Origin of the sequence: Chitinophaga varians (assembly GCF_014529945.1) — a bacterium.
Taxonomy (GTDB): Bacteria; Bacteroidota; Bacteroidia; order Chitinophagales; family Chitinophagaceae; genus Chitinophaga; species Chitinophaga varians.
Window position 1 is genome coordinate 710,128 of the sequence record NZ_JACVFB010000001.1, and the last position, 13,437, is coordinate 723,564.

General features: G+C 52.3%; 7 protein-coding genes. 1 reads left to right on the forward strand and 6 read right to left on the reverse strand.

Annotated elements, in window-relative coordinates; all coding sequences use genetic code 11:
- Positions 1–64 precede the first annotated feature (64 nt).
- From ICL55_RS02840 to ICL55_RS02865, 6 genes are all read right to left on the reverse strand, one after another.
- The gene (locus tag ICL55_RS02840; RefSeq protein ID WP_188094524.1) at positions 65–2,710 is read right to left on the reverse strand and encodes a glycoside hydrolase family 38 N-terminal domain-containing protein; all 2,646 of its coding nucleotides are present in this window, start codon (positions 2,708–2,710) and stop codon (positions 65–67) included.
- An 18-nt stretch (positions 2,711–2,728) separates the two neighbouring features.
- The gene (locus ICL55_RS02845) at positions 2,729–4,882 is read right to left on the reverse strand and encodes a DUF2231 domain-containing protein (protein WP_188094525.1); all 2,154 of its coding nucleotides are present in this window, start codon (positions 4,880–4,882) and stop codon (positions 2,729–2,731) included.
- Positions 4,883–5,908: an NHL repeat-containing protein gene (locus ICL55_RS02850; protein ID WP_188094526.1), complete on the reverse strand. Its 1,026-nt coding sequence runs from the start codon at positions 5,906–5,908 to the stop codon at positions 4,883–4,885.
- A 16-nt stretch (positions 5,909–5,924) separates the two neighbouring features.
- Positions 5,925–7,379 carry a DUF1501 domain-containing protein gene (locus ICL55_RS02855; protein ID WP_188094527.1) on the reverse strand — a complete coding sequence of 485 codons (1,455 nt, stop codon included), beginning with the start codon at positions 7,377–7,379 and terminating at the stop codon, positions 5,925–5,927.
- Positions 7,380–7,433: 54 nt separating this feature from the next.
- On the reverse strand, positions 7,434–9,752 hold the full coding sequence (locus tag ICL55_RS02860; RefSeq protein ID WP_188094528.1) for a PSD1 and planctomycete cytochrome C domain-containing protein: 2,319 nt from the start codon (positions 9,750–9,752) through the stop codon (positions 7,434–7,436).
- A gap of 354 nt (positions 9,753–10,106) precedes the next feature.
- On the reverse strand, positions 10,107–10,871 hold the full coding sequence (locus ICL55_RS02865; RefSeq protein ID WP_188094529.1) for a hypothetical protein: 765 nt from the start codon (positions 10,869–10,871) through the stop codon (positions 10,107–10,109).
- 240 nt (positions 10,872–11,111) lie between these two features.
- Here ICL55_RS02865 and ICL55_RS02870 point away from each other — a divergent pair, with 240 nt between their 5' ends.
- Positions 11,112–13,436, forward strand: coding sequence for a TonB-dependent receptor (locus tag ICL55_RS02870; protein ID WP_188094530.1), 2,325 nt, complete (start codon positions 11,112–11,114; stop codon positions 13,434–13,436).
- Position 13,437 lies beyond the last annotated feature (1 nt).

Consider the following 13,437-nt stretch of genomic DNA (forward strand, 5'->3'; position numbering starts at 1 on the left):
ATCTGTCAGCTGTATATTATCTTTTTCTGCCGTTATTTTTGCTGATGTAGCTATCTGTGTTCGGTTATTGTAAAAGAAAGCCGGCTGGCGCGTACCGATGGCATTCAAAGGAGAAGCGTCCCTGGTGAATGGGGATAGGTGGCAGGGGAAGTTTTTCACCCCGCAGGTCTACCGGGACTGCCCGCCGCGAAGTCATGCCTGCTGGCAGCTGCACCGTTAATTTACCGGATTGGCCTGCCTGCTCCCATAGTGTCAGCAACGTACCATCGTGACCGTTAGGGTCTGTTCCGAAGGCGGTCACCAATACGCCTTTCCGTGAAAGCGAAAGCCCCTGTCGGCTGTCGGGCAGCCGGCCGTTAGGGTTATCGGCAATAGCGGCCAATAGGGGTAAGCGCGCTTCCCAGGACTGCACCATCAGGTTTTCATCCATAGCAACTGACGGCGACACCGGCCAGATGCGGACGCGCTCACTCCAGCTGCCATCCTGCCACAATGGGAAGTTGGTGTTCCACATATTGTTGTAGAGATTGACGTATACAACCGGCTTCCGGGGCACGAAGTCCATCGACCAGCGCCAGAGGCCGGGTTCACCCGGTGACACCAGCGGCGCATCGATAGGACAGAGGCCTGCCGCGGCATCAGGACCATGAATGCTGACACCGGTATTGACCGCAAAGAGATGCCGGTTGGTGCCAGGTACGATGTCGGTAGCCGGACTAACGGGGGCGCCTAAACGTCCGATCCGAAAATCGGGCTGCCGGATATTAAAAGGGAAACAAAGCCAGCCACCTTCCGGATGTTTATCCGCTGTTTTGTGATCTACCTGCCATTGTACATCTATATAGGGACTGCCTTCAGGGAATGTAAAAATCAGGGAGTATCCTTTTGCCAGTCCTTTGCAGTCGCTGGCGGTAAGCGTTACCTGTTGTTGCGCTGCCGTGCGCGTGTGGCGCATCTTCCAGCCGCCGGGCGTGGTCCTGGAATAGGGCACCTGCGTAGCATCCGGCATCCCCGGCTTGCCGATATCATTCAGGCCCCAGCCATCGCGGATACGGGAATAGCGATTGAAAAAGCTGTCATATACTTCGTGCTGACTGAATCTTTCGTGTATAAACTGTCCCAACACCTGTCCACCTGACTGGTCCACCATTTCCCGGCCGGTGGCCTTGTCTGTCAGGGAACGGATACCTCCTTGCTGCAGGTCGAATACCGCCACGAAATGTTGTGTCTCGATACGTTCAGTGCCAGGCACCGTCTCCTGCTGCATCTCGCGGTAGGGGATGGTTTTATAGCCGGTCGCCGGCACATCCTCCACCCAAAGCGATTGCCCGTTGATGGTGACCATGCCTGACCGCTTCCAGGGAAGACCGTTAAACACCACGATACTTTTCTGTGATGTTTTGACAACGGAGGCCAGCAACGCAAGCCGGTTGCTCATCGCTGAATCTACGAGGTGTGCAGCGGTATTGGCATAATTTCGATGGTCTTCGTACGACTGCATCCATTTACGCTTGCTGCCTCTGGGCAATTTGGAATAGTCGCCATCGGGCGGCAAGGGTTCCTTTTCCATATCGGCCAGCCACTGTTTCCAGGCTTCTCCGTATAAACGTCGCGGGCCGTATTCTGCATTCATCCCCCAGGTATGTTCGCTGTACAACAAACTCTGTTCATAGGCTTTGGCCAATGTGGCGCCCAACGAAGCCGGATGAAGGCCCCAGCTACGCAGGTGCGTATCGAGGCTTTCCAGCGCAGGTTCCATCGGTCGCGTATTCCGGGCTGTTTTGGTAGCCTGTGGCATCGACATCAGACCATGTATCCAGGTATCGGGCATATCGCCCCTGACAACGGGCAGTGTTGTTTTTTCGGTAAGTACGGCACGGGCGAAATCATCCAGGGTACCAAAATGAATACGCACGCCCGGCATTTTTTCTTCATACTGCTGCTTCCATTTGTTTACTTCCTCCTGCGTAGGAGGACCGTGGTTGTCGCCCGCCATAATCATACACAGGTAGTTTTTGCAGGGCCAGTCAGCGGGAGGGAGGAAATCGCTTCCGTAGTCGACCGTATATCCGCAAAGTACCCGGGAACCATCTGGCCCTTCCCACCAGAAAAGCTTCGGCACGCGGGGATATTGACTGGCGGGGTTTACGCCGATGTGTAAAAATTTCACGCCTGCATGACTGAGCAAAACCGGCAATATCCAGCTGTGGGAGGGCACATCGGTCATCTTAGCAGCGATGGGCAAAGGCCGGTGGTATTGACGGCTGGCATTCGCCGCAAACACCAGTCCCCGTACGAGATCTTCCGGGTCCTGTGATTCTGTATGCGTGGAAAAAGGTAAGGCGTGGGCTGTCAACGCGCCTTCTCTCACTGCCTGCTCAATGCGTTGTCTGCGCAGGGGATCCTGTTGAGGCCCCAACATCTGCGCCCATAGCGGCCATCCGGGCACGGTCCATACAAATCGCTGTGATGGCGGCAGTAACCGGTTCTGATCAAAAATTTTTAGTGAGTTGTCCATCATCTCCGTCCTGTACCGATGAAAAACATTGGCGGCCAGGTCGGTAAACCCGAGGTCGAAATGGCTTTTTACCACTATCCATACGTCGGTAACCCCGGAAGAACGCGTTTGTGCGTATCCGTGGGACAAGGGCAGCTGTAGTAGTAACAACAATACCAGACGGATAGGCAGCGTCGTTGTCAGTTTTCTCATGTTGTTTGTCTGGTGCTTTTAGTTGAACAACAGCTCGTCCGTAAATACCCAGGCATGTTTCCCCTTGCCGGGATGCCAGGATGGGAGGATGGCCGGCGTCATAACAATCTTCATATAGGATACCTGCGCGGCGGGGAACGTACAATCGATGTCCATCGCTGAAACAGGATCGTCTTTTTTACTCGGGGGAGGCGTGATCTTTTTTAGCAGCCTGAGCTGGTGTGGGTTGGTACCTCCCCATATCTCGATTTGATGTGGCGGGAAGATATAAGAACCCACGTTGCGCAGGGTGCCTACTGTCACCGATTGAAGCGGCACTGGTTGCGGGAACCAGACAAGCGCCTCCAGCGTATTTTTCGTATAGCCGAGCCATTTACCATTGTTGTAGTCCATACCGCCCTTTTGTCCATCAGAGAGGGTGTTGCCGCCATTGGCGAAGTAAGACCCTTCCGGCTGGTGGATGAGTGTAATGCTGTCGGGCGCATAGGTGGTCCTGACAAGTTGGAACTGTATCGGATCACTGCTATACCATCCTTGTTTACAGGCGACGGCACGTACGGTGGTATTGCCGGTGATCAGGAGGCTGTCTTTGAATACAGGTGAATGCAGACTATCGGGAGCGCTGCCGTCAAGGGTATATCGTATTTCCACTCCCTTCACCGGATGCTGTAGTTTCAGTTGCATACTGTTTCTGAAAACAGCGGCTGTATTGAGTATGGTCGGCTGATTTAATTTCAGTTGTTCTCCTTTATCATTGGTAAAGCCTTTCACCAGGGTCACCTGCCGGAGAACTTTTTGTGCCTGTTGTATATCGGCCGGCGACAGGCCCGTGTTCCAGACGTACAGCTCCTGTAGTGCTGGCGCGGCTTTCAGGCTGGTGAGCTGTTGTAGCGTAATAGGGGTGCCTGATAAAGAAAGGCTTTGCAGATGCGGCAGTTTAGCGAGGGTGGACAGCGTTTGCCCGGTGATATTGGTAAAGCTCAGGTTGAGCACCCGCAATTGTTTAAACTGTGCCAGTACGTCCAGATCGGCGTCCTGTACCGGCATCTTCTGCAAATGCATTTCTATCAGTTGTTCTTTTACCGGCAACAGTTCTTTGACAGACGCGATGTTGAATTTATCCTTGTTGTACCAGTTGGCTACCAGCGGCGCAGCGTGTAACGCTACCGGATATACGACGCGGTAGTTGTTGTTCAGCTGTTGCACTACTTTATCATCTGCCGGAGAGAAATCATATACGGGTTCTTTCGCAGCGGCAGGTTGCAGGCGTGCTGCGGCCAGTAGCCGCAGGCTGTCGCGTGCAGGCAGTGACGCTACCGGCGTTTTGAAATCCGCGCCTCCTTTGATCCAGTAATAGAGGACAGCCACCTCCTGTTCGGTGAGTGCTGGTTTGCCTGCCGGCGGCATATGCTTTTTGTCTTCCGCCGGAAGATGCAGTCTTTCCATGATCAGGCTGACAGCAGGATTGCCGGCGATGAACAGTTTACCGCTCTTGCCGCCGGAGAGCAGTTGTTGCGGTAATTCCATCGACAGGCCGCCTTTTGCTTTCCCGGCGTTGTGGCAGCTCATACATTTTTCTTCCAGGATAGGTTTGACGAGATGTTCATACACCAGTGCTTTATCCAGGGGTACGGCCGTGTTACGGGGCGTAACAGGGGCCAGCACGAAGTTATTGCCATGGGTGATACCGGCGCCAAAATGGCCGGTAACCAGTAGGAGGACTACGGTGGCCAGCGCGCCCGCTTTCGGCAGCCAGGGCCTGGAGGAAGCGCGTAGCCAGTATAATGCGGAAGCGGTCCATAACACGATCATTCCGCCCCACTTATGCCAGAGGATGTCGCCATCGGCATACCCCTCTTCCCGGACGAGCAACAGGCCCATAATAACGGTAACGGCTGTACTGAGTGCGCCCGCCAATAACAGCCAGGAGGTGAACTGATTTTTCCAGCGATTGGCTTCCGGCTCACGCAGTTGTACAAACAGCAGCAGGCTGCCCAGCAGCAACAATACAATCGGAAAATGCAATACCAGCGGATGCATGCGCCCCACTACCTGTAGCCATGCCGGCACCATGATCCTGCTGCCGGCCACCAATAAAACCAGCCCGAAAATATTAGCGGCGAATAAGAGCTGGTTGCCGGCATCTTGCCAGCGGATACGATTCCACCTCATTTATACCCTCCTGAGTTTATATGGGTACACTTTACCGGAAGCCCATTGTGCCACGTAAACATTTTCATCGTTATCTACACATACATCATGCGGGTGAACGAACAGTTTCTCTGCCTGCTGCATGGGCTGCAATTGCTGACCGTTATATACCGGCGCCGTGCCGCCGATATTGGACACCACCTTGTTGTCTTTGTCCAGAATGGTCACGAAGCCGCTGCCGCTGATATTCATATCAGGGGAGCGCAACACGGCGGCATAGAGGTGATGGCCCCTGATTACCGGACGGCATACGCAGGCACCGGGCAGAGAGATGACTTCGATTAATTCACCGCTCATGCTGAATCGTTTGAAACAATTGCGGGTACGGTCGGTCACCAGCAGGGTAGGCGTACCCTGACGGCGGTCGATGCAGATGCCATGGGCGTTGTCCAGATGGGCATCACCTTCACCGCGGCCGCCAAAAGTATGCAGCAGTTTACCCTGACGGTCGTAATGCAGGACGTACTGTGCGCCATATCCATCTGCGATATAGATATCACCATCATCTGTGACGGTGGTTTCTGTCGGCACAAATTCTTCTTTCTTTTTGTAGAAGCCTGTCTCCGCGGGATAGTCGATGGTCATCACGATCTTGCCGTCCATGGTGGTTTTGTATACCTGGTGTTTGTCGGTATCGGTGATGAACAGATATTCGGTACCATTTTCATTGGCCAGCGTAAGGCCATGCGCACCGGGGAACTCATGGCCCCAGTATTCCAATAGTTTACCGGATTTATTATAGACGAGGATATTGTTTTTCGTTTCGTTGGTCAGCAGAATGATACGGCCTTTTTTGTCCTGCACCATCTCGTGGCAGTCTTTCACCGGATGCCGGCTGCTGTCGAGCGTACCCCAGCGGGTGTCGAGGGTGTAGCGCATATCCTGATGGCCATAGACAGGACCTTTCGGACGGGCAAAGAGGTCGCGGGAAATGTAAAAAGACGCGGTAACTAACGCGGACGCTTGTATGAATTTTCTTCTCTCCATGAATCATAAATTTTTATCAGGCCATGAGCCCTGGTATAACTTTTCCTGCTACGTCGGTGAGCCGGTAGCGACGGCCCTGGTGTTTGAAAGTGAGTTTTTCGTGGTCCAGCCCCATGAGATGTAACACCGTAGCGTGGAAATCGTGCACGTGCACGGGATCTTTTACGATGTTGTACCCGAACTCGTCGGTTTCGCCATAAACGATGCCTGGCTTTACGCCGCCGCCGGCCATCCAGATAGAGAAGCAGCGCGGGTGGTGATCACGGCCGTAGTTGTCGGCCGTCATTTTTCCCTGGCAGTAATTGGTCCTGCCGAATTCACCGCCCCATATCACCAGCGTCTCATCGAGCAGGCCGCGTTGTTTGAGATCGGTGATCAGCGCCGCGGAGGCACGGTCTACGTCTTTTGCCTGACCGGCCATTTCATTGGGCAGGTTGCCATGTTGGTCCCATCCCTGGTGGTAGAGCTGCACGAAGCGCACGCCGCTTTCAGAGAGTTTTCTGGCCAGGAGACAGTTGGCCGCAAAGGTGCCGGGAACAAGGCATTCCGGCCCGTATAATTTGATGATGTCATCAGATTCTTTGGAGAGATCGGTCAGTTCAGGTACCGCTGTTTGCATGCGGTAGGCCATCTCGTATTGCTGGATTTTAGTGTTGATCTCCGGATCACCAAAGTCTTTGTAAGACTGGTCATTGAGCGCTGCCAGCTGGTCGAGCATCTGGCGGCGGTTGGCCATATCGATGCCTTCGGGATTGTTGAGATACAGCACCGGATTATCGCCGCTGCTGAATTGCACGCCCTGGTGGATGCTATCGAGGAAACCATTGGACCACAGTTTGGAATACACGCCTTGGCCGTTGCCTTTGCCGCGTGACAGCAGTACGCAGAAGGCAGGGAGGTTTTTGTTTTCGCTGCCGAGGCCATAGCTCATCCAGGAGCCGAAGCTGGCGCGGTTTCCCTGTTGTGCGCCTGTCTGGAAAAAGGTCAGTGCCGGATCGTGGTTGATCGCTTCGGTGAACATCGACCGTACGATGCAGATATCATCTACTATCTGCGCTGTATGCGGAAAGAGATCGCTCACCCAGGCACGGGCTTCTCCATATTGTTTGAAATCATAGTGCGAGCCTACCAGCGGAAAAGACGACTGTCCGGCGGTCATGCCGGTGAGCCTTTGTCCCATGCGGATAGATGGTGGCAGTTCCTGGCCCATCATCTCACGCAGTTTCGGTTTATAGTCGAAGCTCTCCAGTTGTGAAGGAGCGCCGTTCTGAAATAGATAGATGATCCTTTTGGCTTTGGGTGCGAAGTGTGGCATGCCGGGAATGAAGGGCATTTCACTGGTGCTGCTTTTTCCGAAAAGGTCGGGTATCAGCAAAGAGCCGAGTGCCACGCTGCCGATGCCTAAACTGAGCCGTGACAGGAACTTACGGCGGTTCATATTCAGGTGATGCTCCAGGAATTCGTTTTTCATCTTGTCATTTTTTTTAGAGAGAAGGATGGTGAAGCGGATATGATCATCGCCGGTTTATGTTTTGGACAGTGTTTCTTCCAGGTTGTAAATGGTGGTGATCACCTGCATCATAGCAGCCCAGGAGGCCTGGTCAAGATTGGCTGCCATCGGATATTCTCCATGGTGCAGCAGCTTGGTGGCTTTGGCCGGTTGTTGTTTATAATACGCCTGTTGTTGTTCGTAATATTTAAGCAGGGTAGCGGTTTCCTGTGCCTGTGGTGCGCGGCAAACGATCAGCCGGAAAGCCTGCTGTATATGCTGCTCCGTACCGCTTGGTTGTTGCAGCAGTCGGGAAGCCAACACCCTGGAGGCTTCGAGCACGGTAGGATCGTTGAGCATCATGAGTGCCTGTAGCGGCGTGTTGGTGGCAGAGCGTTTTACTTCACACTGATCGCGGTTGCTGGCATCGAAGATCATCATAGAAGGTGGTGGCACCGTTCTTTTGATGAAGGTGTAAAGTCCGCGGCGGTAAAGACTGGCGCCATGGTCCTGCCGGTAGGTGGAGAGCTGTCCGCGGCCGGAGGTGGCCATTTCCCACAGCCCTTTAGGCTGATAAGGTTTTACGCTGGGGCCGCCTACTTCATGTACGAGCAGCCCGCTGCTTTGCAGCACCAGATCGCGCACGGTTTCTGCGGGGAGGCGGAAGCGCGGTCCTCTGGAAAGGTATATGTTCTCCGGATCAGCTTTGAGCTTCTCCTGTGTGATGGCAGCTGATTGACGGTAGGTAGCGGACATCACCAGTTGTTTTACCAGCCGCTTGATGTTCCAGTCATGTTGCCGGAAATCCGCCGCCAGCCAGTCGAGCAGCGCCGGATTGGTGGGCAGGTCGCCCTGCATACCAAAATCACCGGTGCTTTTTACGATGCCTCTGCCAAAAAAATCCTGCCATACCTGGTTCACGAAAACGCGGGCGGTGAGCGGGTTTGCCGGGTCGAACAGCCAGTTGGCGAGACCTAACCGGTTGGCGGGATAGCTGTTGGTATTGAATGGCAATATGGACTTAGGCGTGGCCGGCGTTACTTCGGTCGTGGGGTTGTCATAGTTGCCCCGACCGAGTATGTACGTTTTTCTGGCGGTGTCTCTTTCTCCCATCACCGAGACGATCAGCCTGGCCGTATCTTGTTTGTTGAGGAAATGCAGCACACCCTGGAGGTCTTCTTTGGTGATCTCCATGTAAGGCTTCTTGGCATAGGTTTCAGGACCGCCTACGGTTGATTCCAGCCCTACTTCTTTTACGTTGTTAAAGAAAGCGAAGACCTGATAATATTCTTTTTGTGAAAAGGGATCATACTTATGATCATGGCAATGGGCGCATTCCAGGGTGATGCCCAGCATGCTTTTGCCGAAAGTATTGGTGCGGTCGCTCACATATTCCACGCGGTATTCTTCATCGATGACGCCGCCTTCTTCCGTGATCTTATGGTTGCGGTTAAAGCCTGATGCCAGCAGCTGTTCGCGGGTAGCATTCGGGATCATGTCACCGGCGAGTTGCCACGTCACAAAATTTTTATAGGAGAGATTGCTGTTGAAAGCGTGTATCACCCAGTCGCGCCATGGCCACATCGTGCGGTAGTTATCGTCCTGATAACCGTGGGAGTCTGCATAGCGGGCGACGTCCATCCAGTGAACGGCCATTTTCTCGCCGTAGGCGCTGTCTTGCAGCAGTTCGTCTACCATGCGTTCATAGCCTTTGTCGCTGGTGTCTTTAGCGAAACGTTCCATTTGCGCCATGGTGGGAGGCAGGCCGGTGAGGTCGAGGCTGAGGCGTTTTAGCAGTCGTTCATGATCTGCCACCGGATTGGGTGACAGTCCTTTTTCCGTCATCTGTGCCAGCGTGAAATAGTCGATCTCGTTGCGGGTCCATTTACGGTCCGCTACCTGCGGCAGCGCAGGAAGTACGGGTGTCACGAAAGCCCAGTGCGGTTTGTATTTAGCACCCTGTTTAATCCATTTCTCAATCAGCTTTACTTCAAAGTTGCTGAGGGTCATGTTGCTGGAGGGTGGCGGCATCCGCATGGCGGTGTCGGCACTGCTGATACGCTGGTATACCGCTGAGGTCATGGGATTGCCGGGCACCAGTGCATGGGCGCCGGGATCGTCTTTCAGCGCTTTGTAGGCGCTGTCGGCAATATCGAGGCGCAGACCGGCTTCGCGCTTGTTGGCATCCGGACCGTGACAGGCAAAACATTTGTCGGACAGGATGGGCCTTACATGGAAGTTATAGTCCACGATATCGGGCATCTTTTCAGCCGACTGCTCCTGCGCTTCCTGATGGTGGCAGGCCGTAAAGAAAGTGATGATACAGGCCGCAGCCTTTACATAACGTTGGAACATAATCTGTTTTTCGGTATATTATTGTTCACTATTGACTTCAATGGTATACATTTCCCCGTGCTATAGGAACACAGTATGCCCCGTGATAGGCATACCTATGCTATTTTGATTTTGATCGATGCTTTTTTTGCTTATCCTGGCTATCCAACAAGTTCATATGTATGAACATAAACAAATATAGTGTTTCTATTCACAAATCTGCAAGGAGGAGGTATTTTTTTTAGGAACGGTAAATGAATGTCACCACATTCGATGGTGTGACGTGAATGCAGTATATCGCTATTGATATATAGGTACGAGGAGAGAGGCCGGAAATATTTCGGGCGGGCATACAGTTCTCTGTATAAAGTGGAACTACAACTTCGGTGGATACAGGATCCGGATATCTTTAGACGGCCTGAAGAAAGAAATCGTTTTCTGCTGTTTTTCCACAGCGGTCGCTTTGTAACCATCTGTGGCGCCGTCAAACGTTTCTACCATCATCATCAAAGCGGCCCCCGGTATCTTTTGCAGGCAGGTAAAGGGAGGGAGGAAAAATGGCGGCAGTTCGGCGTTATACCAGATGGTGATGCTGCGGATAAGACCGTCTGCGCACTGTGGCGGATATACGTAATGGATGACCGCTTTTTTGCAGGGATAGCCTGCAATGGTAGTGGTATCATTGGTGAAGTTTATTTTGCCATATCCGGGACCGTTATATTCGTTTGCATTGTCCCAGTCTCCGTCGTTGCCGGCTTTTTCGGTAGTAGTACTGCTGTCTATCGCTTCTCCCGGTAGGTACACATTGGTTTTTAATTGCAGTCCGTAATTCAGCGGCAGCCCCTGTTGCCCCTCGATTTTAAGCAGTCGCCCTGCATGATGCCAGAGGAGCCAGCTGGTGGCCGACCCGTCACTTTGTGTTTGTGTGGCGTACAGGTAGTCGGGATGATAATAGACCGTCATGCCTGCTGACGGTTTTTTTCCGGCAGCCGTTTTTTCTGTTGAAGTAAAAGTAATCTTGCGTACCTCCAGCGTATCGGGCGATTCCTGTGCCCGCAATAAATGGGTGGCCATGACAAAACACAACAGCATACTATACCTTACAGCGGCGATTTTTGACGAACTGGTTTTCGAATACATGGTATAAAGATAAGGTATGGAGCGGAAGGCTGGTTGTCAAAAAAAAATTGTACATCATGATAATTTTTTACTAGCTTTAGTAAAGAATGGCTATCCTGTTTGAATCGAAATCAAAGCTAACGCTGAAAAATCTGAATGCCCTGTGAACCTGAGCCCATTGTGAACAATGAACCTGCTGAAGTTGGCCCATAATAGATAATACCGACGAGCATTATACTTCAACCAAACATCTGATAAACAATGAAAAAAATGTCCTTGTTGGCAGTGGCATGGCTATGCATGCTACACACCTATGCCCAACAGTCTCTCAAAGGCAGGGTCTATGATCTGTACACATTATCTCCCGTAAAAAATGCCGGCATTTACGCTGGTGATCAACTACTGGCAACAACTGATATCACGGGTAGCTTCAGTATCAGCGCCCATGACGAACGGCTACTGGTGATGGCTTCCGGCTATGAGCCGCAGACGGTCAGGGTAAAGGACAACCGTTCGCTGATGCTGATAGGTCTTGCCGCTACTACTTATAATCTTAGTGAGGTCTCCGTCAATGCGGCGAAGCCTCGCAGTAATCTGCTACAACCACAGTCGGTGGCTGTTCTTGGCCGAAAAGACCTGCAACGTAATGATGGTATTTCCCCGGAGTACACGCTCAACCTGATTCCCGGCGTACGGATGGAGAAAAGAACGATGGCTGGCGGCCAGCGTATCACCATACGCGGTTACGGCAATGGCACCAACTTCAATGGCACCGGCTACAAAGCTTACCTCAATGGTATTCCGGTAACCGATGGAGAAGGCACGACCATCCTCGATGACATCGACTTTTCTATCCTCGGCCGCATCGAAGTGATCAAAGGACCAGCTTCCAGCCTCTATGGCAGCGGAATTGGCGGTGTACTGAAAATGTACACGCTGAAGCCCTCGCTGTATGGCACGCGTATTTCGCAGGAAGCGCTGGCAGGCAGTAACGGGCTTTTCAGGACCAACACCCGCCTGGAATATGCGGATGAGAAATCGTCCATTATGTTGAATTACGGTCATCAGAATTATGATAGCTATCGTATCAACAGCGCCTCCAAAAAAGATTTTGTGTCTTTCATCGGAGATTTTCACAGTAATGAAAAACAGACGTTCTCCGTATATGCGGCCTATAATAACTCCAATGATCAATTAGCCGGACAGCTTGACAGCAGCCAGTTTGCGCAGCGGAAAGATACAGGCGAAGTGCCCTATCTCAGAAATAAAGGGTATGTTGCTTTTGAAACCTATCGTGCAGGGCTTTCCCATCAATATACTTTCTCATCACATGTCAGCAATATCACCAGCGCTTATTTCAGTGGCTACAAACAATCGCAGGCTTTTGCCGCGGGACTGTCGTCCAATATAGCCCAGAATGTCGGTGCACGCACCGCTTTCGGGCTGAGCTTCGGCGGCAGGGCCGTTACACTGAATGGGACGGCAGGTGCGGAATATCAGAAAACGAACTCCTTCAAAAAAGGTTATGCACTCGCAAACGGCGTATTGGGGCCACTTACCGGCGATCTGGAAATATCTGCCATGCAGTACAGCCTCTTTACCCAATGGGAGCTGAAGCTGCCATTAGGCTTCCTGGTTACAGCTGGTGTCAGCAATAATTATATTGAATACGGCATCACCGACCGGCTTACCAATTCAGCCAATCCCACGCACAAGGACCAGTCGGGGCACAAAACTTTTACACCCGTGCTCACGCCACAGGTGAGCGTATTAAAGGCGGTGAATGAAACCGTGTCCGTATACGCGGGCGTGAGTAAGGGATATTCGCCACCCGTGTCCGGCCAGGTGGTGATTACGCAGATCGGCCAGGTGAATACAGACCTGCGGCCCGAGAAAGCCATGCAGTACGAGGTGGGGGCCAAAGGCAGTCTGCTGGCCAAACGGTTGTCGTTCCAGCTGATGGTATTTGATATGGAGATCAAAGACAAACTCACCTCGCAGGCGGTGACGGATAATAATACCGGCACGGTGTTGTATACCATGACAACCAATGCCGGTGCACAACAAAACCGGGGCCTGGAAGCAGATGTGGCCTATGCGCTGCAACCAAAACATCCAGCGGTATTTTCGTTGGTGAGGCCGTTTGTGAGCTACACCTATTCCAACTTTACCTACAGGCAGTTTAAAAGCGATAATAACAACAACGCCAAGACAATCGATTATAGCGATAACAAAGTTTCCGGTATAGCGCCGCATCTGTTCAACGCCGGCGTGGACCTCGTCTCCATATGGGGCGTATACCTGAACACTACTTTTCAGTATGTGGATCGTATGCCGATTACGTACGACAATGCACACTACGCCGATGCCTATACGCTGTTGCAGGCCAAATTGGGTTACCGGCATGAGCTGGGACAGCATTTCAGCCTGGATATATTTGCCGGTGGCAATAATATCACCAGCAGCAGATGTTATACCATGGTGTTCCTGAACGCCAATTACAGCGCGGCGCCACCGAATATCTATCTTCCCGGACCTTATAAAGCCGTGTGGTACGGCGGTTTTAACCTGTCTTATAAATTCTGAA